The 26682-nt window shown below is 73.9% G+C and carries 10 protein-coding genes; 9 read left to right on the top strand and 1 reads right to left on the bottom strand.

Translation table 11 applies throughout. From position 1 onward, the window contains the following. The first annotated feature begins 17 nt into the window (after positions 1–17). The gene (locus H4W81_RS22765; RefSeq protein ID WP_192776685.1) at positions 18–1091 is read left to right on the top strand and encodes a Gfo/Idh/MocA family protein; all 1074 of its coding nucleotides are present in this window, start codon (positions 18–20) and stop codon (positions 1089–1091) included. Between the two features lie 44 nt (positions 1092–1135). Continuing rightward, positions 1136–1729 carry a hypothetical protein gene (locus H4W81_RS22760; protein ID WP_225958737.1) on the top strand — a complete coding sequence of 198 codons (594 nt, stop codon included), beginning with the start codon at positions 1136–1138 and terminating at the stop codon, positions 1727–1729. Positions 1730–1749: 20 nt separating this feature from the next. On the opposite strand, the gene H4W81_RS22755 is transcribed toward H4W81_RS22760, so the two are convergent. Continuing rightward, positions 1750–2577 carry an isocitrate lyase/PEP mutase family protein gene (locus H4W81_RS22755; protein WP_192776684.1) on the bottom strand — a complete coding sequence of 276 codons (828 nt, stop codon included), beginning with the start codon at positions 2575–2577 and terminating at the stop codon, positions 1750–1752. A gap of 540 nt (positions 2578–3117) precedes the next feature. On the opposite strand from H4W81_RS22755, the gene H4W81_RS22750 reads away from it, so the two are divergent. Genes H4W81_RS22750 through H4W81_RS22720 form a run of 7 tightly spaced genes read left to right on the top strand, consistent with a single transcriptional unit; the run spans position 3118 to position 26681 of the window. Then, positions 3118–4575 (top strand): thioesterase II family protein, encoded by a 1458-nt coding sequence (locus H4W81_RS22750; protein ID WP_192776683.1) that lies wholly within the window; start codon positions 3118–3120, stop codon positions 4573–4575. Positions 4576–4580: 5 nt separating this feature from the next. Next, a complete protein-coding gene (locus H4W81_RS22745; RefSeq protein ID WP_192776682.1) occupies positions 4581–9449 on the top strand; it encodes a non-ribosomal peptide synthetase in 4869 nt (1622 codons plus the stop codon). Then, positions 9446–14950, top strand: coding sequence for a type I polyketide synthase (locus H4W81_RS22740; RefSeq protein WP_192776681.1), 5505 nt, complete (start codon positions 9446–9448; stop codon positions 14948–14950). Before H4W81_RS22745 ends, H4W81_RS22740 begins: the two co-directional genes overlap by 4 nt. Position 14951: 1 nt before the next feature. Continuing rightward, positions 14952–15143: an MbtH family protein gene (locus H4W81_RS22735; RefSeq protein ID WP_192776680.1), complete on the top strand. Its 192-nt coding sequence runs from the start codon at positions 14952–14954 to the stop codon at positions 15141–15143. 12 nt (positions 15144–15155) lie between these two features. Further along, positions 15156–21545, top strand: a complete 6390-nt coding sequence (locus tag H4W81_RS22730; protein WP_192776679.1) for a non-ribosomal peptide synthetase — start codon at positions 15156–15158, stop codon at positions 21543–21545. Continuing rightward, positions 21542–25435 carry an amino acid adenylation domain-containing protein gene (locus tag H4W81_RS22725; RefSeq protein ID WP_192776678.1) on the top strand — a complete coding sequence of 1298 codons (3894 nt, stop codon included), beginning with the start codon at positions 21542–21544 and terminating at the stop codon, positions 25433–25435. The genes H4W81_RS22730 and H4W81_RS22725 overlap by 4 nt, the downstream gene beginning before the upstream one ends. After that, entirely contained in the window at positions 25416–26681 is a 1266-nt protein-coding gene (locus H4W81_RS22720) for an MFS transporter (protein ID WP_192776677.1), read from the top strand. Before H4W81_RS22725 ends, H4W81_RS22720 begins: the two co-directional genes overlap by 20 nt. Position 26682 lies beyond the last annotated feature (1 nt).

Below are 26682 nucleotides of genomic sequence, written 5' to 3'. Positions count from 1 at the left end.
GGCCTTACGATCACCGTATGAACGTCGTCCTCGTGGGGGCCCACGGTTTCGGCCGCTGGCACCTGCAGAACATCCAGCGGCTGGGCCTGCGGCTCGCGGGCGTGTGCGACCTGGTCCCCGTCGCGGATCTCGACGGGGTGCCGCAGTCGAGTGATCTGGCCGGGCTGCTGCGCCGTACCGGAGCCCAGGTGACGATCATCGCGACGCCGATCCACACGCACGCTGACCTCGCGCGCACCGCCCTTGAGCACGGCTCGCACGTGCTGCTGGAGAAGCCGCCGGTGCGCACGGTCGAGGAGTTCGAGAGCCTGTCCCGCGCGGTCGCCGCCAGCGGCCTGTCCTGCCAGGTCGGCTTCCAGAGCCTCGGCTCGCACGCCGTGAGCGAGGTCGCCCGCCTCATGGCCGGCGGCGCGGTGGGCCGGGTCAGGGGCATCGGCGTGGCCGGCGCCTGGTCGCGCGAGCCCGGCTACTACGAGCGGGCCGCGTGGGCGGGACGGCGCGAGGCCGGCGACGGGGCGCTGACCAACCCGTTCGCGCACGGGATCGCGACCGCGCTGCGCCTTGCGGGCAGCGAGCGGCTGGGCGAGGTGGCCGAGGTCGAGGCCGAGCTGTTCCACGCCCACCCCATCGACGCCGACGACACCTCCTGCCTGCGCGTCCGCACCACGGGCGGCCCCACGGGCGGCCCCACGGGCGGCCCCACTGGCGGCACGGTCATCACGGTCGCGGTGACGCTCTGCGCCGAGCGCGAGGCCGATCCGTACGTGCTGGTGCACGGGGACCGGGGCCGCATCACGCTCTGGTACACCCGCGACCGGGTGCGCGTGGGCGACGGTCCGGTCGTCTCCTACGGCCGCGACGACCTGCTCGAGAACCTCGTCTCGGGGAAGGAGCCGCTCGTGCCGCTCGCCGCGACCGGCGCCTTCACCCAGGTGGTGGCCGGGATCCTGAGTGCGCCCGAACCGCGGCCCATCCCGTCCGAGATCATCGGCGGGCGGCGCGTCGTGCCGGGGGTCGACGCGCTGGTGACGGCGGGCGCCGAGCGGCTGGCCCTCTTCTCGGAGATCGGCACGCCCTGGGACGACCGGTAGCCACCCGCGCGAACTTCTCCGGCCGCCGGGACATCGAATGAATCATGAAAATGCTTCATAAGGCTCTCGCCCTGTCCGTGTTGCCCCTCGTCTCGGCCACCGTGGTGGTCGCCGCACCGGCGCACGCCGGCCGCGCCGACCAGCCCTCCTGCCCGACCCCCACCAAGGCCGACGTCGACCGATCCGAGGCCACCAAGCACGACGATCCGCCGAGGGGCGCCAATGCCCTCAAGGGTGTGCGCTTCACGCACCTCCCGAAGGGATTCACCACAGGGCAGGTCACCGTGAACAAGCGCCGCGGCGTCACCGAGTACAGCTACCAGTGGTACGACGACCGCAGCGAGATCGACCGGAAGCACCGGTCGCTGTGGGTGCGCGTGGTCTGCTGGCCGAAGGCCCGCACACTGTCGCAGCTGAAGGCGGCGCCCCTCGACCTCGGCACGTTCTCCGCCACCGAGGCCGCGAAGATCGGGGGCAGGAAGGTGCTCACCAAGGAGGGCGACGGCGCGCTCGGCCACGGGCGCTATGTCGGCTGGGTCGAGCGGGAGGGCGTCATCGTCACCGTGATGGCCAGCGAGCCGCTCGTCCCGCAGCTCGACAAGATCGTCAAGGGGATCCGGCTGCCTGAGACCCCGTGATCGGACAGCCTCGGCGGGAGTCAGCTTGCGCCGCCGTCCAGCAGGGCGTTGAGCTCGGGGTAGGGGATGGCGCCGTCCAGCGAGGTGTAGGTGCCGGGGCCGTACAGCTCCAGGGCCGCCCTGCGGGCCACGCCGTAGGCGGCCTGGGCGACGGCTGAGCCGAGGCTGACGCGTGCCACCCCCTGCCCGGCGAGCGCGGCGACGTCCGGCGCGCCGGGTCCGGTGAGCACGTTGAGGGGCGCGCCCACCTTCCCGGTGAGTGTGGCGATGGCCGGCAGGTCGAGGAGGCCGGGGACGAACACGCCGTCGGCGCCCGCCTCGACGTAGGCGAGGGCGCGCTCCAGCGTCTCGCCGAGGTCGCCGCCGCCGGCCAGGTAGGTGTCGATGCGCGCGTTGAGGAACATCGGGATCCCGGCCTCGTCGGCGGCGGCCCGGGCGGCGGCCAGCCGTACGGCCTGCGCCTCGATCGTGCGCAGGGGAGCGCGGCGGGCGGGGTCGGCGTCCTCCAGGTTGACGCCCACGGCGCCGGCGTCCAGCACCTCCCTGACGGTCCGCGCGACTCCTGCGGCGTCCTCGGCGTAGCCGCCCTCGATGTCGGCGGTGACGGGCACGGTCACGGCCGCCGTCACCCTGGCGACCAGGTCGCGCGCGGCGGTGGCTCCCAGGCGGTCGCCGTCGGGCGAGCCGAGGCTCCAGGCGACACCGGCGCTGGTCGTGGCGACGGCGGGCGCGCCGGCGGCGGCGACGATCGCGGCGCTGGCGGCGTCCCAGGCGTTGGCCAGCAGCAGCGGGCGGCCGGGGACGTGCAGCGAACGGAACAGCAGGGCTCGGTCACGTTGTGCGTTCATGGGAGGACTCCACCAGCCCCCGGCGCCTCGGCCAAACGTTTTAGTTCTGGCTGAAACGAAGCTTCGCCCTCGCCGCCGGCCGAAAAGCCTCCGGGAATTTCCCGGCCGAGACGTGACAGAAAAGCCGCCATGACTATGAAATGTCGAGACAAACTCGTTGATTTGTCATGGTTCTTTCGTCAGCGGATTCAGGTTCGCTGTGGAAAGCGGTCCTACCGTGCGGAAAGGGACCGAAACGATCGGCCGGGGGTGAGGAGGGTGGCATCTTGACACCAGGTCATTCCGTGAAGTCGGCGCCCCAACCTCGCTCCGCGCAACAAAGACGATCTTGAAGGGCTCGCATTTCTCTTCCGCAGGCAGGATGGCTGAATTCCGGCCGTTTCCCTGCGGGGAGGGCCCTCGTATCAGCCCGACCGAATCCCGGATTTGGTCGGTGTACATAACTCGGGGGCCCTTATCACCTGAAGCCGGGTCTGGGAAGTGCCTGCGGGGAGACAGACTGAAGTCGTGTCACCGGGTTGCGGACTGCGGTAATGGCCGTTGACGCCGCCCGTAAGGACTGGATATAAGAGTCCTGACGCAAACGCGCCAATACATGGGCAAGACGTACTAAGTCGTACGGGATTCACTTTCAAGAGTCTTTGCAGTTTTGCCGAGGAGCGCACGCACCATGGCGATGAAGCATCTCTCTCTTGCGCGACCAACGCCCTGTCCGGCATTTATCACCGCAGACGACACCCGACGTGGCCAGGGAGGTGCGGAGCCATCACGGGTCAGCTGACCGCGGCTCCGCGCGATCCCCTCCAGGCCGCGCGCCGCACCCGCACCCTGTTCTGCCTCCCGTTCGCCGGCGGGGGCGCCAGCGCCTACGCCCCTCTGCAGCGCGACCTCGCGAACCTCGAGGTGGTGCCGCTCCAACTGCCCGGCAGGGAGAACCGCCTGGCCGAGCCGCCCGCCTTCAGCGTCCGCGAGGTCGCCGACGAGATCGCCCCCGCCACGAGCACCCCCTACGCCCTGTACGGCCACAGCATGGGCGCGCGGCTGGCCTTCGAGGTGGTCAGGGAGCTGCGCCGCCGCGACCTGCCGCCGCCCACGCGCCTGTACGTCGGCGCCGCGCACCCCCCGCACCTCAGGGTGCCGCTGGCCGCCACCGCCGACCTGCCCGACGACGCCTTCATCGACCAGCTGGTACGGCGCGCAGGAGCACTCGCCGAGCTGCGGGACGAGCCGGAGCTCCGCGAGCTGATGCTGCCCCTGCTGCGCTCGGACTTCGCCTGGATCAAGCGCTACAGGTACACCCCTGAACCCCCGCTGGACACTCCCGTCGTCGCCGTGGCAGGCGTCGACGACGGGGAGGTCGGCCCCTCCGACATGTTGGGCTGGGCCCGGCACACCGCCGCGGGCTTCGGGCTGAGAACGGTGCGCGGTGGCCACTTCTTCGTCAAGGACACGCATGAGGAGCTGGCCCGGCTGATCACCGCCGACCTGGCGGACGAGGTCGGGCCGCCGGAGGAGGACGAGGTCCACGTCTGGCTGACCGGGGGCGCGGCGGGCGCGAACGAGGTGCTCCGCCACTACGCCGGCGACGTGCGGGCGAGCGCCTGCGATGCCGACGGGCTGGGCCTGGTCGCGGTCACCAGGGCACACCGGGCCGGGGTGGCCGTGCGCCGGTCCGCCGGCGCGCCGCCCGAGGCCGTCGACCTGTCCGAGCTCGGCGTCACCGAGCGTGAGCAGATCGAGGACGCGGCCGAGGAGGACCGGCACTGGCTGGCGGAGCGGGCCGTGACGGCCAGGCGAGCGCTGGTCGCGGGCGCGGGCCAGGAGGCCAGGCTCGACGCCTTCCCCGACCTCGGCGACCCCGGACCGTGGCAGGTCCAGGGCTGGCAGGTGCTCCACCTGCCCCTGCACACCCCGGGCGGAGCGGCGCGGGGAGCCGTGGCCGTGCCGTACGGCGGCGCGCGGCTGGCGCTCTTCACGCTGAAGGACCGGACCAGGTGATCGACGTGACCGTGAGTCCTCTTCTGCACGACCTGGTCACCGCCCAGGCGCGCCGCACGCCCGACGCCGTCGCGATCAGGCAGTGGAACGAGAGCCTGACCTACCGGGAGCTGACCGCCGCCGCCAACGCGCTCGCCCACCGGCTGCGCGAGGAGGGCGTGGGCCCCGAGGTGCGCGTCGGCGTCTGCGCCAGGCGCAGCCCCGACCTGCTGGTGTCGGTGCTCGGCGTGCTGCTGGCGGGGGGCGCCTACGTGCCGCTGGACCCCTCGCACCCGGGCGAGCGGCTCCACACGATCATCGACGACGCCGGGATCGGCGTCGTCGTCGCCGACGAGACGGGCGAGAAGAAGCTGGCGGCGGCGCCCGTCCGGCTCCTCGGGCCGAAGGCGGGCGAGGAGCCGGAACCGCCCGCACGACTCACGCATCCGGCGGGCGCGGCCTACGTGCTCTACACCTCCGGCTCGACGGGGCGGCCCAAGGGCGTCGTGGTGAGCCATGCCGCGGTGGTCGCTTTCGTCACGATGGCGGGCGGACGCTTCGACCTGGGCGCGGGCTGCCGCTCCATCGGCTTCGCCGCCCTGGGGTTCGACGTGTCGGTGCTCGACATCTTCGCCCCGCTGGCCCAGGGCGGCTCTGTCATGCTCGTCCCCGACGAGGACAGGGTGGACCCCGTACGCCTCCAGCGCTTCCTCGAACGGCACGAGGTGACCTGGGGGACCATCCCGCCCGCGCTGCTGCCGCTGCTCGACCCCGACCGGCTGCCCTCGATCGCCGATCTGCTCACGGCGGGCGAGCCCGCGGGTCCCGAGCAGGTGGCCCGCTGGGCCAGGCCGGGACTGCGGCGCTTCCACAACTGGTACGGCCCGACCGAGACGACGGTGTGTGTGGTCGGCACCGAGCTGGACGGCGAGTGGGACCGGCCGCTGCCCATCGGCCACGCGCTGCCCGGCTGCACCGCGCACGTCCTCGACGACCTGCTCGAGCCCTGCCCGCCCGGAGTTCCGGGCGAGCTCTACATCGGCGGCCCGCAGCTGGCCAGGGGCTACCTGGACAGGCCCGCCCTGTCGGCCGAACGCTTCGTCCCCGACCCCTACGGCGGGCCGGGCGCGCGCCTGTACCGGACGGGGGACAGGGTCGTGCTCGGCCCCGACGGCGCCATCGGCTTCCTCGGCCGGTTGGACCGGCAGGTGAAGGTCCAGGGCCAGCGGGTCGAGATCGGCGAGATCGAGTCCGTGCTGCGCGCGCACAAGTCGATCCGCCACGCGGTCGTCGACCTGGACACCGGCGCGGGCGGGCACAAGGAGCTCACCGCCTACCTGGCGCCCGAGGACGCCCCCGACCTGGCGCAGCTGCGCGCGCACTGCCTCAGGACGCTCCCGTCCTACATGATCCCCACCAGGGTGGTCCGCCTGCCCGTCCTGCCCATGACGGTGAGCGGCAAGATCGACCTGGCGGCACTGCGCGCCCACGCGGCGACCCAGGCCCCGGCGGCGGGCAGGCGGCCGGAGAGCGCGGAGGAGCGGGCCGTCGCCGAGGTGTGGGCCGCGACGTTCGGGACCGGCGAGCCCGGCGCCGACGCCGACTTCTTCACATCGGGCGGCCACTCGCTGCTGGCCATGCGTCTCACGACGGGGCTGCGGGCCAGCTTACGCAGGGAGATCGCCGTCGAGGACGTGCTGTCGGGCCGCACGGTGGCGGGCATCGCCGCCCGGGTGGCGGCCGCGGCGCCGCTGCACGACCCGCCCGCCGTGGCGCCCCCGGCGCTGTCGGCGATCCAGCGGCGGATGTGGTTCGTCGAACGGCTGGCCCAGGGCACACCCGTGCACAACATCGCGATGGCGCAGCGGCTGTCGGGCCGGCTCGACGTCGACGCGCTGCGCGTCGCGCTCGCCGCCGTCGCCCGCCGCCACGAGGTGCTGCGATGGCGCGTACCCCAGTCGGGCGGGGTGCCCGCCGTCGAGGTCGACCCGCCCGGCGAGGTGCCGCTCCCGGTGGAGGAGGTCACCGAGGAGCGGCTGCGCGAGCGGCTGCAGGCCGAGGCGGCGGCGCCCTTCGACCTGGCCGAGGGACCGCTGTGGCGGGCGCGCCTGCTGCGGATCGCCGCGGACGAGCACGTCCTCGCGCTCACCGCGCACCACCTCGTGTTCGACGGCTGGTCGCAGTCGGTGCTGTACGAGGACCTCGGGCGCGCCTACCGCGGCGAGCAGCAGGCCCCGCTGCCCGCCTCCTTCGGCGGGTACGTCGCCTGGCTCGGCGCCAGGGAGGCCGCGGCCGACCTCGACTGGTGGAGCGCGCGGCTCGACGGCGTCCCCGCCGTGCTCGACCTGCCCAGAGACCACCCGCGCCCGGCCGTGCAGACCTTCGAGGGCGCGGGCGTCATGGCCGAGGCGGACGCCACGACCAGCGCCGCCGTCAGGGCCCTGGCCGCACGCCTGGGCGCCACGCCGTACGCGGTCCTGCTCGCCGCCTTCGCGCAGGCGCTGCGGCGGCTGACCGGGCAGCGCGACCTGGTCGTCGGCACACCCGTCGCCGACCGCCGCGACCCCGCGCTGGAGGCGATGGCGGGGTGCCTGGTCCAGATGCTGCCGGTGCGGATGCGGATCGAGGACGACGAGGCTTTCGCCGCGCACGTGGCGCGCTGCCAGTCGACGCTGTCGGACGCGCTCGCCCACCTCGACGTGCGGCTCGAACGGCTGGTCGACCGGCTGGGCCCGGGGCGTGACCTGTCGCGCAACCCGCTGATCCAGGTGCTGTTCAACATGTACGACTTCACCGAGCCGCGCCTCAGCCTGCCGGGGGTGACCGCCACCCCGCTGCCGCCCGGCCTGCCGGGATCGCTGTTCGACCTCACCCTGTACGTCGGGGAACGGCAGGGGCGGCACGTCCTGCAGGCCGTCTACAACCCCAGGCTGTTCGCGGCGGAGCGGATCGAGGCGCTGCTGGAGGGCTACCTCAGGCTCCTCGGCGACCTGGTCGCCGCCCCCGACGAGCCGGTACGGCACGCCTCCCTGCGCCCCGCGACCACCGCGCTGCCCGACGGGAGCGCGGCGCTCCCCGGCTGGGACGGCCCCGGGCTCGTGGAGACCGTCCTGCGGCAGGCGGCCGCGCGCCCGGACCGCGTGGCGGTCGGCGGCGAGGGCGGCGAGCTGACCTACACCGGCCTGGCCGAGATCGTCAAGGCGACGGCCGCGGCGGTACGGCCCGGCGAGACGGTCGCGGTCCTGGCCGCCAGGCGGTGCGAGCTGCCCGCGCTGCTCCTGGGCGTGCTGGCGGGAGGGGCCCGCTGGGCGGTGCTCGACCCCGCCCTCCCGCCCGCGAGGCTGGCGGCGCAGGCCCGGTCGGCCGCCGCCCGGTCGCTGATCGTCTGTCCGGGCGCGACCGTGCCGTCCGAGCTGGACTGGCTCCCGCGCCTGCCCCTCGACGGCCCCGCCCCGCCCGGTCATGACGTCCCGGTCGTGCCGTACGAGGAGCAGGGGTATCTGTCCTTCACCTCGGGCACCACGGGCGAGCCCAAGCCGGTCCGCGCAGGGGAGCGGCCGCTGGCCCGCTTCCTCGACTGGTACCCCACGGCCCTCGACCTCACCGGCGACGACACCTTCGCGCTGCTGGCCGGCCTCGCCCACGACCCCCTGCTGCGCGACGCGTTCACCCCGCTCGTGCTCGGCGCGCGCCTGTGCGTGCCCGGCCAGGACCTGATCCGCGACCCCGCCAGGCTGGCGGGGTGGCTGCGCGACCGCGCCGTCACGGTCGTCCACCTGACCCCGCAGCTGGCCACGCTCATCGCCGCGGCCGGCGTGCCGTTACCCGCCCTGCGGCTGGTCGTGTTCGGCGGCGACCGGCTGACCTGGGCCGACGTGGCAAGGTTCAGGACGGTCGCGCCCCGGGCCAGGATGGTCAACGCCTACGGCACGACGGAGACGCCGCAGACCCAGGCGATGCACCTCATCGGCGAGCCTGAGGGCGGCGGCGGAGACCCGGTGCCCGTCGGCCACGGCGTCGACGGGGCCGAGCTCCTCGTGCTCGGGGCGGGCGGCCGGCCGGCCGCGGTGGGCGAGCTGGGCGAGGTGGTGATCAGGAGCCGCCGCCTGGCCGAGGGCTATCTCGACGAGCGGCTCACCGCGGAGCGGTTCGCCGTCGAGCCCGACGGCGCGACCGGCCGCTACCGGACGGGCGACCTCGGCAGGTACCGGCCCGACGGCGGCGTGGTGGTGGCGGGCCGGCGCGACGGCCAGGTCAAGGTCCGCGGCTACCGGGTCGAGCTGGGCGAGATCGAGCACACGCTGCTGGCCCACCCCGGCGTGCGGGCCGCCGTCGCCGTATCCGTCGACCAGCAGGGCGGGCCCGTGCTTCGGGCGTACGCCGTGCCGGTGAGCGCGGCCACGCAGGTGGCCGAGCTGCAGCGGCACCTGAGGAGCGGCCTGCCCGACTACGCCGTCCCCGCCGATCTGATCCTGATACCCGCGCTGCCCCTGACCCCCAACGGCAAGATCGACACGGCCGCACTGCCCGCGCCCGCCCCCAGGCCCGCGGCCGGACGGGGCGAGGAGCCCGCCACCGGAACCGAACGGCTCATCGCAGGCGTCTGGCGAGAGGTTCTCGGCCTGCCGAGGATCGCCGCGGACGAGAACTTCTTCGAGATCGGCGGGCACTCGCTCGCCACCGCACAGGTCCAGGCCCGTCTCACCGCCGCACTCGGCAGGGACGTGCCCATCGTCGACCTGTTCCGCTTCCCGACCGTCCGCGCGCTCGCCGCCCACCTCGATGGCGAGCGCCGTACGGCCGGACCGGAGCGCGCCGCCCGACGCATCGCGGCGCGCCAGGCACGACCGTCATCTCGCAGGCCTTACCAGGCCAGACAGGAGAACAAGGAATGACCGGTCCGGCGTACCACGAACCAGAGCAGACAGTCGAGCCGATCGCGGTCATCGGGCTGGCCTGCCGCCTCCCCGGCGCCGCGGACGTGCCCGCGTTCTGGCGCAACCTGGTCGACGGCGTGGAGTCCGTCAAGTTCTACACGCGGGAGGAGCAGGAGGCGCTCGGGGTCCCCGACTACCTGCTCGACGATCCGACCTTCGTGCGCGCGGCCGCGGTGGCCGAGGACTACGGCGCGCTCGACGCGGCGTTCTTCGGGATGTCGCCGCGTGAGGCCGAGCTGCGCGATCCGCAGCAGCGGATGTTCCTGGAGCTGTCCAACACCGCCCTGGAGGACGCCGGTTACGATCCCTCCAGGTATCAGGGCGAGGTCGGGGTCTACGGGACCATCGGGTCCGACGAGTACCAATGGATGTACATCCGCCCGAACCGCAAGGTGTTCGCCTCCGTGGGCAGCCTGGCGGTCTTCACCGGCAACCACCCCGACTACCTGGCGACACTGGTCTCCTACAAGCTCGACCTGCGCGGCCCCAGCGTGACGATGCACACCGCCTGCTCGTCCTCGCTGGTCGCCATCCACGTGGCGTGCGAGGCGCTGCGCGCGGGCGAGTGCGACATGGCGCTGACCGGCGGTGTCTCGCTGGAGATGCCGGCCGAGTGGGGATACCAGTACCACCAGGACGGCATCTACGCGGCCGACGGGCACTGCAGGGCCTTCGACGCGGCCGCGGCGGGCACGATCTGGGGCGGAGGCGGCGGCGTGGCCGTGCTCAAGCGGCTGTCCGACGCCATCGCCGACGGCGACCACATCCGCGCCGTCGTCGCCGGCAACGCGATCAACAACGACGGCGCCACCAAGGTGGGCTTCTCCGCGCCCAGCGCCGAGGGCCAGGCCGCCGCGGTCTCGCTGGCGCTCGGCGTCGCCCAGGTCGACCCGCGCACCGTCACCTACGTCGAGGCCCACGGCACCGGCACCTCCCTCGGCGACCCGATCGAGGTGGCCGCCCTGTCGAGCGTGTTCGGCAGCGACACCGACGACGCGGGCTGGTGCGGCATCGGCTCGGTGAAGACCAACATCGGCCACCTCGGCCCGGCCGCGGGCATCGCGGGCTTCATCAAGACCGTGCTGGCGCTCGAACACGGGATGATCCCGCCGACGCTCAACTTCGACACCCCCAACCCGCGCATCGACTTCGGCACCAACCCGTTCTACGTCGCCTCCACGCTGACCAAGTGGGAGACCGACGGCTTCCCGCGCCGCGCGGGCGTCAGCTCCTTCGGCATCGGCGGCACCAACGCCCACATCGTGATGGAGCAGGCGCCGCCCGCCCCCGTCCCCACGACGCAGCCGCGCCCGGCCCACCTGCTTCAGGTGTCGGCCCGCACGCCCACCGCGCTGGAGGCGGCCGTGCGCAGGCTGGCCGACCGCCTCGACGGCGCGGAGGCCGACCTGGCCGACGTGGCGTTCACGCTGCGCAAGGGGCGGCGCGAGATGACGCACCGCGCCGCCGTCGTGGCCGCCGACGCCGCCGACGCGGTCGCCGCCCTGACCGACCCGCGCCGCCTGATCAAGGGCAAGGCGGGCAAGCCGCGCGTGGCGTGGCTGTTCTCCGGGCAGGGCGCGCAGTACGCGGGCATGGGGGCCCAGCTGTACCGCACCGAGCGGGTCTTCGCGGCGGCCGTCGACGAGTGCGCCGAGATCCTGCGCGACGAGCTGGGGCTGGACCTCAGGACCCTGCTGTTCCCCGCCGACGACGAGCGCGAGCAGGCCGAGCAGCGGCTGCGCCAGACCTCGCTGACCCAGCCCGCGCTGTTCACCGTCGAATGGGCCCTGGCGAGCCTGTGGCGCTCGTGGGGCGTGGAACCGGCCGCCATGATCGGCCACAGCATCGGCGAGTACGTCGCCGCCACCTGTGCGGGCGTCTTCGACCTGCCCGACGCGCTGCGCCTGGTGGCCGCCAGGGGCAGGCTCATGCAGAGCATGCCGGAGGGCTCGATGCTGGCCGTGCGGCTGGAGGAGGACGAGGTCCGCAGGCAACTGCCCGACGGTCTGTCCATCGCCACCGTCAACGGCCCGGGCAGTTGCGTGGTGGCGGGGCCGACCGGTCTGGTGGAGGAGTTCGCCGCCGGCCTCGAGGAGGCGGGCGTCGGGCGCACCATGCTGCGCACCTCGCACGCCTTCCACTCGGCGATGATGGACCCCATCCTCGGCGACTTCCACGACATCGTCGCCAGGGCGGCGCGCCACGCGCCCGGCAAGCCGTTCCTGTCCAACGTCACCGGCACCTGGATCACCGCAGAGGAGGCCGTCGACCCCGCCTACTGGACCCGTCACCTGCGGGAGGCCGTCAGGTTCGGCGACTGTGTGGCGACGCTGGCGGCCGAAGGGGAGTGGCGGCTGGTCGAGTGCGGCCCCGGCAGGCAACTGGCCGGTCTCGCCAGGACCCAGCTGCCGCGCACCGGGCCCGCGCCCCTGGCCAGCCTTCCCGGGCCGGCCGACTCCAAGCAGGACCTCGAGGTGCTGTACGCCGCGGCCGGCGCGCTGTGGGCCTCGGGCGTCCAGCTCGACGCCGACGCCTTGGGGGAGCAGGCCCGAAGGGTGCCGCTGCCCGGCTACCCCTACGAACGCACCCACCACTGGGTCCAGACCACCATCGACCCTGAGCTGGTCTACCCGCTTCCCCCGCGCGCGGGGGCGCTCGCTCGCGAGGAGTGGTACTCCGTCCCCGCCTGGCGGCAGGCTCCCGTCGCCGTCACGGCGAGCACGGCCGACTGGGGCGGGCGCTGCCTCGTCTTCGCCGGTCAGGCCGCCGAGCCGCTGGTGGCGGCGCTGCGCACGGCGGGCGCCGACGTGGTGCCCGTGGTCGCGGGCGACGCCTTCGGCGTGGCCGCCGACGGCACGATCACCGTGCGGCCGGGGCGGCGGGAGGACTACGAGGCGCTGCTGGCGAGCGCGGGAGTGCCCGCCAGGGTGATCCACGCCTGGACTCTCGACGGCGACCCCGCCGACGGCGTCCGCGAGACGTTGGCCGCCCAGGACCTGGGCTTCCACAGCCTGCTCAACCTGGTCCAGGCCCTCGCCCAGGCCGAACGCGAGCACGACGTCCATCTCGACGTCATCACGGCGGGCACGCAGAGCGTCACGGGGCACGACCTCGACCGGCCCGAGCACGCCACCGTGGCGGGGATCGCCAAGGTCGTCCCGCTGGAGGCGCGCTGGCTGTCGGTGCGTCACATCGACCTCGAGGCGGCGATCTACGACCCCGTCCCGTTGCTGGCCGAGCTGGCCGCCGCTCCAGAGGAGCCGGAGGAGGGCGTGCCGCCGTCCCCGGTGGCCCTGCGGGCCGGCCGCCGCTGGGTGCGCGGCTACCAGCAGGTGCCGGTGGCCGCGCCCGGCGAAGAGAGCGCGGGCCTGCGCGCCGAGGGCGTCTACGTCATCACCGGAGGGCTCGGCGGCATCGGCCTGACCCTGGCCGAGGACCTGGCCGCCCGCGTCAGGGCCAGGCTCGTGCTGATCGGCAGGTCGGGACTGCCGCCGCGGGCCGAATGGGACGCTCTCGAAGCGGCCGACGACCGCACCGGCCGCGCCGTCCGGGCCGTCCGCAGGATGGAGGCGGCGGGCGCCGAGGTGCTCGTCATGGCCGCCGACGTCACCGACCCGGCGAGCCTGCGCGAGGTCAGGACGGCGGCCGTCGGCAGGTTCGGCCGGGTGGACGGCATCGTGCACGCCGCCGGCCTGCCCGGCGGCGGCATGGCCGAGGTGAAGGAGCGCGAAGCCGCCGACCTCGTCATGGCGCCCAAGCTGGCCGGCACGCTCGCGCTCCGAGAGGTGTTCGGCGATCTCGACCTGGACTTCGTCCTGCTGTGCTCGTCGGTGACGGCCGTGGCGGGCGGCTTCGGCCAGGTGGACTACTGCGCGGCCAACAATTTCATGGACGCCTACGCCCACACCTGGCCAGGGCGGGTGCTGTCGGTGAACTGGGGGGCGTGGCTGGAGGTCGGCATGGCGGCCGAGGTCGCCGCCCCCGTCGCCTTCCGCGCGCTGCAGCGCGGCGACCGGGTCACCCCGTTCGACCACCCCGTCCTGTCGCACCGGCACGAGACACCGGGCCGCACCCCCTGGTACGGCGGGACCGTCGCCCCTGACACCCACTGGATGCTGGACGAGCACCGCATGGCAGGGGTGCCCGTCATGCCGGGCACCGTCTACCTGGACACCGCCAGGGCCGCGTTCCAGGACGCCGTGCCGAGTCCAGGTCCCGGCTTCGAGGTCGAGCTGCGCGACGTGGCCTTCGTCGCGCCCATGCCGGTGGCCGACGGCGGCGCCGCCGAGCTGCGCGTGCTGCTGACGCCCGGCGGCGACGGCGTGGACTTCGAGGTGGTCAGCGTGGTGGCCGGCCGTACCCGCCAGCACGCGAGAGGAGCGGCGGCCTGGGTCCGCGGCGGGCAGGAGCACGCCGCCGAGCTGTCCGAGGTGCGCGCCCGCTGCTCCCACGCCAGCAGTGACGACATCGCCCACGTGTTCTCCTCCGCCTCGGGCCTGCTGTCCTTCGGCCCGCGCTGGACGAGCCTGCGCGCGGTGTATCTCGGCCAGAACGAGGCACTGGCCAGGCTCGAGGCGGGCCCCGAGGTGGCGGCCGAGATCGACGGGTTCGTCTTCCACGCCGCGCTGCTCGACGAGGCCACCGCCTTCCTCGGCGCCAGGGACGACCACAGCTTCCTGCCGATCGGCTACGGCAGGATCGTGGTGCACGCTCCCGTCCCCGCACGGGTGTGGAGCCACGCCACCCACCGCGACACCGGGGGCGGCGAGATCGTCGCCGTCGACTTCACCCTCTACGACGACGACGGCGGCAAGATCCTGACGATCTCCGACTTCGTGCTCCGCAGGATCGACAGGGAGGCGGTCACCCAGACCGTCGGCGAAGGCGCGAAGGAGAGCGTCGAGGACCGCGCCGTGGACGAGGAGTCGGCGGCCGCCGGCATGGCCATGGACCTCGACGGCGCCAAGGCGGGCATCTCGCCGGCGGGCGGCGCGGACGCCTTCCGCAGGCTGCTGGCCGTCGGCCTCGGCACCCAGGTGGTGGTCAACGCGACCCCGCTGCCCGAGTTCGTGGCCGGAGTGCGCGAGCTGACGCAGGACACGGTCGCCGAGGAGCTGGACGGCGCGGCGGCCGCCGCCGACGGCGCCCACGCGCTGGACGACGATCACGTCGCCCCCCGCAACGAGCTGGAGAGCACGCTCGCCGGCCTGTGGGGCGAGGTGCTCGGCGCCCGGCAGGTCAGCGTCGAGCAGGACTTCTTCGAGCTCGGCGGCAACTCTCTGGTCGCGGTCCAGCTCATCGCGCTCATCAGGAAGAAGCTCGGCGTCAGGTTGCCGATGCGCAGTCTCTTCCAGGTGCCGACGGTGGCGGGCATGGCCGCGCTGGTGGAGGAGCTGCGCGGCCAGCAACCGGTCAAGCAGGTGGCCCTGACCAGGCTGCCCAGGCAGGAAAGGGCGTGACATGCGCGAAGGCCAGTACAGGGTCGTGGTCAACGACGAGGAGCAGTACTCCATCTGGTTCGCCGACCGGCCGGTGCCTGACGGCTGGCGGGAGGCGGGCTTCGCGGGCGACAAGCAGCAGTGCCTGGACCACATCGAGCGAGTCTGGACCGACATGCGCCCCCGCAGCCTGCGTGAGGCCATGGGGCGGTAGGAGGAACGACAGGTGAGCGGCTCATACGTCTTTCCCGCCTCCTACGCGCAGGAACGCCTGTGGTTCCTGTCCAGGTTCGACCCCGACGTGCCCGTGCACCACGTCAACATCGTGATCGACCTGCCCGCGGGCGCCGACCACGACAGGTGCGCGAGGGCTCTGGCGGAGATGGTCAGGCGGCACGAGACGCTGCGCACGGCGCTGGCCGTCGAGGACGGGTCCCTCGTCCAGGTGGTCAGCGCCGAGTCGCCGGTCACGCTCGCCCACACCGACCTCAGCGGGCTGCCGCCCGAGCGGGCCGAGCGGGAGTTCGACGCGCTGGCGCGCGCCGACGCCGGTCAGCCGTTCGAGCTGGACCGGGCGCCGCTGTGGCGGGCGCGCCTGGTCCGGCTGGCCGAGGGCGACCAGCGGCTGGTGTTCGTCGTCCACCACGCGGTCTTCGACGCCACCTCGGGGGCCACCTTCGTCAACGAGCTGCTGGAGATCGACGCCGCGCTGGCGGAGGGGCGGCCGCACCGGCTGCCCGAGCTCGCGATCCAGTACGCCGACTACGCGGTGTGGCAGCGCGAGCACCTCTCCCAGGGCGTCCTGGCCGAGCAGCTCGACTACTGGCGCGACCGGCTGGCGGGGCTGCCGCGCGACCTGGGGCTGCCCACGGACCGGCCGCGCCCGCCCGTCCGCGGGCACGCGGGCGCCGAGTACCAGCTGAGCCTGCCTGCCGAGCTGGTCGACGGCCTGGAGGCGCTGGGCAGGCGGCGCGGCGCCACGCTGTTCATGGTGCTGCTGGCCGGGTTCAAGGCGCTGCTGGCCCGCCACGCCGACCAGTACGACGTCGCGGTGGGCTCGCCGGTGGGGGGCCGGGACCTGCCCGATGTCGAGCCGCTGATCGGCATGTTCATCAACACCCTTGTGCTGCGGACCGATCTCGGCGGCGACCCCTCCTTCGGCGAGCTGCTCGATCGGGTACGGGTGACCGTGCTCGAGGCGCTCGACCACGCCGAGGCGCCCTTCGACCGGCTGGTCGAGGCGCTCCAGCCGGACCGCGACCCCAGCCGCACCCCTCTCTTCCAGGTCGGCTTCAACCTGCTGCCGCTGGGGACGCGCGGGCGCTTCTCCAACGGCACGGCCGAGCTCGACCTGAGCCTGGACGTCGTCAGGTCGGACGAGGGAGCGGGCATCTGGGTCGAGTACAGCACCGAGCTGTTCGACGAGGAGAGCATCGCCCGCCTGGCCGGCGCCTACCGGCTGCTGCTCACCGCGGCGGCCGCCGATCCGGGGCTGCGGCTGTCGGAGCTGCCGCTGATGACCGGCGAGCAGCGCGGGCGGATGCTCGACGACTGGACGGCGACCGCCGCGCCGTACCCGGGGCTGCCGCTGCACGACCTGGTCGCCGAGCAGGCCAAGCGCACGCCCGACGCGATCGCCGTGCGGACCATGGAGGGCGAGGAGATCACCTACGCCGACCTGGTCACGCGGGCCGAGGCGCTGGCCAGGCTACTGGCCGCGCGCGGCGTGGGCGTCGAGTCGTGCGTCGCGCTGTGCCTGCCGCGCGACGCCGGCCTCGTCGTCGCGCTGCTCGCCGTCCTGCGGGCGGGCGCGCACTACCTGCCGCTCGACCCCGCCTACCCGGCCGAACGGCTCGCCTACCTGCTGTCCGACTCGGGCGCGGCGCTGCTGCTGACCCACTCGTCGCTCCTCGACCGCCTGCCCGACACGCGGCCGGCGGAGCTCCTGCTCGACCGGTGCCCGCCCGCGCCCGAGGGCCCGCTGCCCACCGTCACCCAGGACCACCTGGCCTACCTCATCTACACCTCCGGCTCGACGGGCCGGCCCAAGGGCGTGCAGGTGCCGCATCGCGGCGTGGTCAACCTGGTCACGGACGTCATCCGCACGCTGGGCGGCGGCAGCGCGCTGCTGATGACCTCGCTGTCGTTCGACATCGCCGCCCTGGAGATCTTCACCCCGCTGCTGTCGGGCGGCACGCTGGTGGTCGCGCCGGAGGACACCGCCCGCACCCCCAAGCTGATCCGCGCCGCCGCGGCCGAGGTGGAGCTGGTCCAGCTGACCCCGTCGGTGGCCGGTCTGGCGCTGCCCGAGCTGCCGCCGGGCCTGCCGCGCGTCATCTGCGGGGGCGAGCCGCTCCCCGCCGACCTGGCCGCGGGCCTCCTGGAGGTCGCGGGAGAGCTGTGGAACTTCTACGGCCCGACGGAGACCACCATCTGGTCGACCGCCTATCAGGTGCCGCGCGGCGCCACCACCATGCTCATCGGCAGAGCGGTGGCCAACACGACCGCGTACGTGGTGGACCGCGACCTGCGCCCGGTGCCCGTGGGCGTGCCGGGCGAGCTGCTGCTCGGCGGCGCGGGCGTGACCCGCGGCTACCACGGCCGTCCGGGGCTGACCGCCGAGCGGTTCGTGCCCGATCCCTTCGGCACGGCGGGCGGCCGCCTGTACCGCACGGGCGACCTCGTCCGATGGCGGACCGACGGGACACTGGAGTACCTGGGCCGCCTGGACGACCAGGTAAAGGTGCGCGGGGTGCGGATCGAGCCCGACGAGGTCGCCGCCGTCCTCGCCGAGCACCCCTCGGTACGGCGGGCGGTGGTGACGGTGCGCGAGGACGCCCCCGGCGGCCGCGGCCTGGTCGCCTACCTGGACTGGACGGGCTCGGCCGGCCCCGCCGGCATGACCGGCGAGCTGCGCGCACACCTGCGATCCAGGCTGCCCGAGGCGATGATCCCGGCCGCCTTCGTGGCGGTGACGGCCTTCCCCGTGATGCCCAGCGGCAAGCTCGACAGAGCGGCGCTCCCGCCGCCGCGGGCCGTCGAGGCCGAGCGGGTCGAGCCGCGCACCCCCACCGAGGCGACCCTGTGCGCGATCTGGGCCGAGCTGCTCGGCAGGCAGCGCGTGGGTGTGCGGGACGACTTCTTCGCCTCCGGCGGGCACTCGCTGCTGGCCGTGCGCCTGGTCGGCCGCGTCTTCGAGGAGTTCGGCGTGGAGCTGCCGCTGCGCCGCTGCTTCGAGGCGACCACCGTCGAGGCGCAGGCGCTGGCCGTACTGGAGCTGAGGGCGGGCGAAGCCGGCCCGCTCGATGCGCCGCCGATCCCGCCCCGAGCCGACCCTTCGGCGCCCGCGCCGCTGTCGGACGCCCAGCGCCGCCTGTGGATCATCGACAGCCTCGACCCCGGCAACCCGGCCTACACGCTGTCGTGGGCCTACCGGATCGAGGGCTCTCTCGACCACGCCGCCATGGCCGCGGCCTTCGACGCGCTCGTGGACCGGCACCCCGTCCTCACCCACGTGGTCACGGTCGACGACGGCGAGCCGTGGCAGCGCCCAGGACCCTCGCGCCCCGCGCTGACGATCAGCGAGTTGACCGAGCCGGAGGCGGACGCGGTCGAGCTCGCGGAGGCGGCCTTCCGCTTCGACCTCACCACCGGACCGCTGGTCCGCGCCCTGCTCATCCAGGTGGCCGAGGACGAGCACCGGCTGGTGCTGACCCTCCACCACATCCTGGCCGACCGCTGGTCGGTGGCCATCCTGCTCAACGAGCTGCTGGAGCTGTACGCGGGAGGGCGCCCGCCCGAGCCGCGCGCCGGCTACGCCGACTACGTGGAGTGGCGGCGCGAGCAGCCGCAGGGCGACGATCTCGCCTACTGGCGGGAGGCGCTCGACGGCCTGCCCGACCTGCTGGACCTGCCCGCCGACCGGCCGCGGCCGGCGCTGCGGGCCCACGAGGGCCGGCGGCTGCTGTTCGACCTGGACCGCGACCTCGCCGGCGGCCTGCGGGCGCTGGCCGCCGAGCAGCGGGCCACGCCGTTCATGGCGCTCGTGGCCGGCCTGCAGGCCCTGCTGTCCCGCTACACGGGACGGCTGGACATCCCGCTGGGCACGCCCATGTCGGTCAGGCCGCACCCCTCCCTCGACGGGACCGTCGGCCTCTTCCTCAACACACTGGTGCTGCGCGGCGACCTGTCGGGCCGGCCGAGCTTCACCGAGCTGCTGCGCCGCACCCGCGACCGGGTCCTCGGCGCCGTCGAGCACGCGGGCCTGCCCTTCGAGGTGCTGGTCGACGAGCTGGATGTCAGGCGGGACCTGTCGCGCAACCCCCTGTTCCAGGTCATGCTCGCCTACCAGAACACCCCCGACCTGCCGGGGGACGGCCACGGCCTGAAGCTGGAGCGCCGCGACGTCCGCCCCGGCACGGCCATGTTCGACCTCGGGTTCGTCGTCGAGGAGCGGGCGGACGGCTCACTGCTGTGCGTCATGGACTACGCCACCGACCTGTTCGACGACGACAGGATGCGCCGTCTGGCCGACCACTACCGTGCGCTGCTGGCGGCCGTGGTCGCCGACCCCGAACGCGCCGTCGCCGACGCCGCCCTGCTCACCCCTGCCGAGCTCGCGGCCATCGAGACGGCCAACGACACGGCAAACGACACGGCCGCCGCTCAACCGGGCGGCACCCTCCACGAGCTGGTGGCCGCTCAGGCCCTCCGCACCCCGCGCGCCCCCGCGCTGGGCTTCGACGGCGGGCCGTGGTGGACCTACGAGGAGTTCGCGGCCAGGGTCAACCGGCTGGCCCGCAGGTTGCGCGCGCTCGGCGCCGGCTGCGACCAGGTCGTCGGCGTGTGCCTGGAACGCGGCCCCGACCTGGTGGTCGCCGTCCACGCCGTGCTCGCGGCGGGCGCGGCCTACCTGCCGCTGGAGCCCGACCACCCGCGCGACCGGCTGGCCTTCATGACCGCCGACGCGGGCGCGCGGCTGGTGATCTCGACCGGCGAGGCGTCGGGCGCGCTGCCCGGCGACGTCGCGCACGTGCTGCTCGACCGCGACGCCGACGCCGTCGGGGCCGAGGACGCCGCTCCGCTGGACGTCGGCGTCCCCGCCGACGCCCTCGCGTACGTGATCTACACCTCGGGCTCGACCGGCAGGCCCAAGGGCGTCGGCGTCTCCCATCGCGCGATCGTCAACAGGCTGCGCTGGATGCAGGACGCGTTGGCGCTGACCGAGGCCGACCGCGTGCTGCACAAGACACCCTTCTCCTTCGACGTGTCGGTGTGGGAGCTGTTCTGGCCCTTCATGACAGGGGCGGGCCTGGCCGTCGCCAGATCCGGCGGGCACGCCGACCCCGCCTACCTGGCCGGCCTCATCCAGGCCGAGTCGGTCACCACCGCGCACTTCGTGCCGTCCATGCTGGACGCCTTCCTGGAGGAGCCACGGCTGCCGGACACGCTGCGGCGGGTCGTCTGCTCGGGAGAGGCGCTGAGCGCCGAGCTGGCGGCGCGCTTCCACGAGCGGCTGCCGGACGTCGAGCTGCACAACCTGTACGGCCCGACCGAGGCGGCGGTAGACGTCTCCTGGCACGCCTGCCGGCCGGGCGAGCGCACGATCCCCATCGGGCGGCCGATCGCCAACACCCGCCTGGAGATCCTCGACGACCGGCTGAACCGCGTCCCCGTCGGCGTGCCCGGCACCCTGTGGATCGGCGGCGTCCAGCTCGCCCGCGGGTACGCGGGCAGGGCGGGGCTGACCGCCGAACGGTTCGTCCCGGACCCGCACGGCCCGCCGGGCGCGCGGCTCTACGACACCGGCGACGTGGCCAGGTGGCGGCCCGACGGCGAGATCGAGTATCTCGGCCGGTCCGACTTCCAGGTCAAGATCCGCGGCATGCGGGTGGAGCTGGGCGAGATCGAGGCGGCCATGGCCGCGCTACCCGGCGTGCGCGCGGCGGCCGCCCACGCGGTCGAGGACGGCGCAGGACTGCGCCTGGTCGGCTACGTGGTGCCGGAAGCCGACCCCGCGTCGCCTGAAGCCGCTCCCGCGTCGCGCGAAAAAAGCCCGGAGTTGCCCAAAGCCGCTCCTGGGATGCCCGACGCAGCCTTCGTGGCGCCGGCGGGTGGCGCTGTGCGGGTGGTGGGGGAGGCCGAGGCGGCAGGCTGGCGCGAGGAGCTGGCCGGGCGGCTGCCCGACCACATGATCCCCACCACCTGGGTGCTGCTCGACGCGCTGCCGCTCACCCGCAGCGGCAAGCTCGACCGTCAGGCGCTGCCCCGCCCCCGCCACCAGGCGGCGGACGCGCACGCCGAGCCCGAGGGGCCCGCCGAGCTCGCCGTCGCCGCGGCCTGGCGCGAGGTGCTCGGGCTCGACCAGGTCTCCGCGCACGACAACTTCTTCGCCGTCGGCGGCGACTCCATCCGCAGCCTGAAGGTGGTCGCCCGCCTGCGGGCGGCGGGCTATGCCGTACGGCTGGAGCAGCTGTTCCTGCACCAGACCCTCGGCGAGCTCGCCGCGCGCCTGCGCCCCGCGCAGGCCACGGAGCCGCAGGAGACGCAGGTCGCGGCCTTCGAGCTGCTCAATCCCGAGGACTTGGCCCTGATGCTGGAAGGTGAGGCGGGATGACGGTCACGACGGGGGCGCCCGGCGGCGTCGAGGACGCCTACCCCCTGGCCACGCTGCAGGCCGGAATGCTCTACCACAGCGCCTACGAACCGGACGCGCTCACCTACCACGACCTGACCACTGTCACGCTCCGCGGCCGCTTCGACCGGGCGGCGTTCGAGGCCGCGCTCGCCGAGCTGGCCGCCAGGCATCCGGTGCTGCGCACCTCGATCGACCTGACCAGGTTCAGCGAGCCGCTGCAGCTGGTGCACCGCTCGGCGGTCATCCCGCTGGAGGTCACCGACCTGTCGGGCGATCCCGAGGGCGGCGAACGCGTCAAGGAGTGGTCGGAGCGGGAGAAGCGACGCCCCTTCGACTGGTCGGCGCCGCCGCTGGCCAGGGTGCACGTGCACCTGCTCGCGGCCGGGCACTTCGCCTTCAGCCTGAGCTTCCACCACGCGATCCTCGACGGGTGGAGCGTGGCGTCGCTGATCACCGAGCTGTTCCGCCGCTACCACGCGCACCTCTCCGGCGAGCCGCTGCCCGTGACAGCGCCCTCGGCCCGGTTCAGGGACCTGGTCGCGGGCGAGCGCGCGGCGCTCTCCTCGGCGGAGTCGCGGGAGTTCTGGCTGGAGCGGGTGGCCGACGCGCCGGAGACCCGCCTCCCGCGGTTGCCAGGGCACGCCGCGGAGGGTGAGAGCCTCGTCGAGGTGCTGCGCACGCCCGTCCCCGCCGCGCTCCTGGCCGAGCTGGAGCGGGTGGCCAGGTCGCTGCGGGTGCCGCTGCGCACCGTCCTGCTGGCCGTCCACCTGCGCGTGCTGGGGCTGGTGACCGGCGCGCCCGAGGTCATGACGGGGCTCGTCACCCACGGCCGTCCGGAGAGCGAGGCGGGCGAGGAGGTGCTCGGGCTGTTCCTGAACACCGTGCCGCTGCGGATCGACGTGACCGCTCCCAGCTGGGCGGCGCTGGTGCGCAGGGTGTTCGACGCCGAGGTGGCGCTGCTGCCGCACCGGCGCTACCCGCTGTTCGAGATCCAGCGCGCCTCGGGCCGCGCGCCCCTGCTCGACGTGCTGTTCGACTTCCGCGACTTCCACGTCTACCGGGGCATGCCCGGCATCGAGGTCGTGGACCAGGAGTTCTTCGAGCAGACCGACCTGCCGTTCGCGACGAGCTTCACCAGGGCGAGGGAGCACGGCGGGTTCGAGCTGGCGATCGCCTACGACCGGACCCAGTTCGGCGCCGAGCAGGTCGCCGCCGTCAGGGACCACTACCTGACCGCGCTGCGCCAGGCCACCGACACCGAGGCCGATCCCCGGCCCGCCGCCCCCTACCTCGCGCGTGGCGCGGCCGCGATCGAGCGCTGGAACGACACCGCGAGGTCGTACGACGTCGCCCCGCTTCACGAGATCATCGCCGCCCAGGTCGCGCGCACGCCGACCGCGCCCGCCGTCTGCTACGACGGCGTCTGGCTCACCTACCGGCAGCTGACGGCGCGCGCCCGCGCCGTCTCCCACCGGCTGATCGCGGCGGGAACGGTTCCTGGCGACGTGGTCGGCGTGTGCATGGAGCGCGGGCCCGAGCTGCTGCCCGCGCTGCTGGGCGTGCTCGGCGCGGGCGCCGCCTACCTGCCGCTGGAGCCCTCGCTGCCCGCCGAACGGCTCGCCTACATGATCGGCGAGGCAGGGGCGCGCACGGTGCTCGCGACCGCGGACACCGCGGCCCTGCTGCCGGACGGCGTCGCGCTCCGCGTGGACGGCGCCGCCGCCGGCCCGCTCGGCCGGCTGCCCGAGGTCCACCCCGACGCCCTCGCTTACGTGATCTTCACCTCGGGCTCGACCGGCCGGCCCAAGGGTGTCGGCGTCTCGCACCGGGCGATCGCCAACCGCCTGCGCTGGATGCAGGAGACCTTCCCGCTCACCCACGCCGACCGGGTGGCGCAGAAGACGCCGATCGGGTTCGACGTGTCGGTGTGGGAGCTGTTCTGGCCCCTCACGGCCGGTGCCGGCCTGGTGGTGGCCCGGCCCGAAGGGCACAAGGACAGCGCCTACCTGGCCGAGCTGATCACCTCGCAGCGGATCACCACCCTGCACTTCGTCCCCTCGATGCTGGCCGTCTTCCTGGACGAGCCGCTGCTGCCCGAGACGATGCGGCGGGTGATCTGCTCGGGGGAGGCGCTGCCCGCCGAGCTGGCGGGCCGCTTCCTCGACCGGCTCCCGCACACCGAGCTGCACAACCTGTACGGGCCGACCGAGGCGGCGGTGGACGTCTCGTGGCACGCCTGCCGTCCGGGCGAGACGACCGTGCCGATCGGGCGGCCGATCGCCAACACCCGCATGGAGATCCTCGACGAGCGTGGCGAACGGGTGCCGGTCGGCACGCCGGGCGAGCTGTGCCTGGGCGGCGTCCAGCTGGCCCGCGGCTACGTCAATCGGCCGGGCCTGACGGCCGAGCGGTTCGTGCCCGACCCCTACGGCCCGCCCGGCGCGCGCCTGTACCGCACGGGCGACGTGGCCAGGTGGCTGCCCGGCGGCGAGGTGGAGTATCTCGGCAGGTCCGACTTCCAGGTCAAGATCCGCGGCCAGCGGGTCGAGCTGGGCGAGATCGAGGCCGTTCTCGCCGCGCAGCCCGAGGTCCGCTCCGCGGTGGTGACGCTGAGGGAGGAGCGGCTGGTCGGCTACGTGGTCCTGGAGCCCGGCGCGGAGATCGACGGGACGGCGCTCGCCGTACGGCTGCGCGGGCGGCTGCCCGAGCACATGGTGCCGGCCTCGTGGGTGGCGCTGGAGGCGCTGCCCGTCACGGTGAACGGCAAGCTCGACCGCGCCGCCCTGCCCGCGCCGGGGGAGCCGGGCAGGGAGCGGTACGTCCCGCCGCGCGACCCGTTCGAGGCGCGCCTGGCCGTGCTGTGGGAGGAGACGCTGGGGGTGCGCGCGGTCAGCGTCCACGACGACTTCTTCGCCCTCGGCGGCCACTCGCTGCTCGCACTGCGCCTGACGATGCGGTTGCGCAAGGAGCTGGGCAGGGACGTGGCGCTGTCGACCGTGCTCACCGCGCCCACGGTCGCGCTGCTGGCAGCCGAGCTGCGCCGTCCGCAGGACAACGACGGCGCCCCCGAGCGCATCGTGCCGCTGCGGCCCGGCGGCGACCGCACGCCGATCTTCCTGTTCCACGCCCTCGGCGGGCAGGTCTTCCGCTACCTGCCGCTCACCCGCCATCTGGGCGCCGACCAGCCCGTCTACGCGATCCAGGCGGCGGGGCTCGCGCCCGGCGAGGAGCCGCACGCCACACTGGAGGAGATGGTCGACGACTACGTCGCGCACCTGCTCAAGATCCGCCCGCACGGCCCCTACGTGCTCGGCGGGTTCTGCATCGGCGGCAACATCGCCCTGGAGTCCGCCAGGCGGCTGCGGGCCATGGGCGAGCAGGTGCCGCTGGTCGCGCTCTTCTACTCCGACGCGGACGAGCCCGTGCTGCGCGCCTCGCTGGAGGACGACGCCGTGCTGCTCATGCACGCCCTGGCGGGCGGGCCCGTCCAGGTCGAGCTCGACGACCTGCACCGGATGGACCCCGAGCAGCGGCTGCTCACCGTCATCGACGCCGCCGCCCGCGCCGACACGCTCCAGCCCGACACCGCCGACCTGAACCAGGCGCGCCGCTTCGTGAAGGTCTTCCGCGCCAACGCCCACGCCGTCGGCCACTACCGCCACGAGCCCTACGACGGCGACGTGCTGCTGTTCTCCCCTGCGGAGAACGGCGCGGCCCCCGGCGACATGGGCTGGGGCTCCGTGGTCACCGGGCGGCTACGGATCTCGCCGATCCTCGGCGAACGCTTCACCGTCCTGTACGAGCCCCTGGTCGCCGACGCGGCCGCCGAACTGAGGAGCAGCATCGACCATGGCCTCACCGACGGCTGAGCCCGCCACCCTGTGGCGCAACCCCGACTTCCTCAAGCTGTGGGCAGGGGAGAGCCTGTCGCTGGTCGGCACCCAGGTGACCGTGCTGGCGATGCCCATCGTGGCGTTCCTGCTGCTGAACGCCTCCGTCGCGGAGATGGGCGTGCTCGGCGCGCTGGCCAGGCTGCCGATGGTGCTGTTCTTCGTCGTCGGGGTCTGGGTCGACAGGATGCGCCGCCGTCCCGTGCTCATCTGGAGCGACGCCATGCGCGCGCTCATGCTGGCCACCGTGCCGCTGCTGTTCCTGATGGACCTGCTGACGCTGTGGTGGCTGTACGTCGTGGTCTTCGTCATGGGCGTCTTCGGCGTGCTGTTCGAGATCGCCTACCGCTCCTACCTGCCCGTCCTGGTGCCGCCCGAGCACCTCGGCGAGGGCAACAGCAAGCTGCAGCTCAGCGACTCCCTCTCCAAGGCGGTCGGGCCCAGCCTCGCCGGCGTGCTCGTCGCGGCGCGCTCGGCGCCGCTGGTCATCCTCATCGACGTGGCCAGCTACGTCGCCTCCGCCCTGTGCCTGCTGTCGATCAAAAAGAAGGAGGAGGCACCGCAGCCCGACGGCGGCGGCTCCATGATCGGCGCCATCCGGCAGGGCTTCAGCTGGGTGATGACCCAGCCCCAGGTACGGCCGCTGGCCATCGCCACCGCCGTCTACTCCTTCTTCGACATCGGCATCCTGCAGACGCTGTACTTCCCCTACGTCGTGGACGGGGTCGGCGTCCCCGCCGCGTGGGTGGGCGGCGTGCTGGCGGTCGGCGGCATCGGCGCCATCATCGGGGCGTGGCTGTCGGTCAGGCTGATGAAGGGCATCGGTCCGGGGCCGACGATGCTGTGGTCCACCGTGGTCGGCAACAGCGCTCTGATCCTGGTGCCGCTGGCGGGCGGCCCGCTGTGGCTGGCGGTGGCGATGCTGGGAGTCGCGCAGCTGCTGGTCGGGCTGTGCACGCAGGTGTTCATGGTCAACAACATCACCGTGCTGCAGTCGTCGACGCCCAGGGAGCTGACCGGCAGGGTGATCGCGACGATCTGGGCGATGGGGCTGGTGCCCGCGCCGGTGGGCGCCCTGGTGGCGGGGCTGGTCGGTCAGGCGGTGGGGATGCGGCCCGTGGTGCTGGTCGCGGCACTGATCGGCGCGCTGGTGCCGATGGCGGTGCTGGCGCTGTCGCCGATCCCGAAGATGCGGACGGTGCCCGAGGCGCCCGTCTCCGCCTGAC

The sequence above is a fragment of the Nonomuraea africana genome, assembly GCF_014873535.1.
Lineage (GTDB): Bacteria > Actinomycetota > Actinomycetes > Streptosporangiales > Streptosporangiaceae > Nonomuraea > Nonomuraea africana.
Note: the sequence above shows the minus strand (reverse complement) of the source record. Positions and strands in the feature narration are given on the sequence as shown.

Excerpts from the sequence above, each read along its gene's own strand:
- H4W81_RS22765 (WP_192776685.1), top strand. The coding sequence starts at position 18 with ATGAACGTCGTCCTCGTGGGGGCCCACGGTTTCGGCCGCTGGCACCTG.
- H4W81_RS22760 (WP_225958737.1), top strand. The coding sequence starts at position 1,136 with ATGAAAATGCTTCATAAGGCTCTCGCCCTGTCCGTGTTGCCCCTCGTC.
- H4W81_RS22755 (WP_192776684.1), bottom strand. The coding sequence starts at position 2,577 with ATGAACGCACAACGTGACCGAGCCCTGCTGTTCCGTTCGCTGCACGTC.
- H4W81_RS22740 (WP_192776681.1), top strand. The coding sequence starts at position 9,446 with ATGACCGGTCCGGCGTACCACGAACCAGAGCAGACAGTCGAGCCGATC.
- H4W81_RS22735 (WP_192776680.1), top strand. The coding sequence starts at position 14,952 with ATGCGCGAAGGCCAGTACAGGGTCGTGGTCAACGACGAGGAGCAGTAC.
- H4W81_RS22725 (WP_192776678.1), top strand. The coding sequence starts at position 21,542 with ATGACGGTCACGACGGGGGCGCCCGGCGGCGTCGAGGACGCCTACCCC.
- H4W81_RS22720 (WP_192776677.1), top strand. The coding sequence starts at position 25,416 with ATGGCCTCACCGACGGCTGAGCCCGCCACCCTGTGGCGCAACCCCGAC.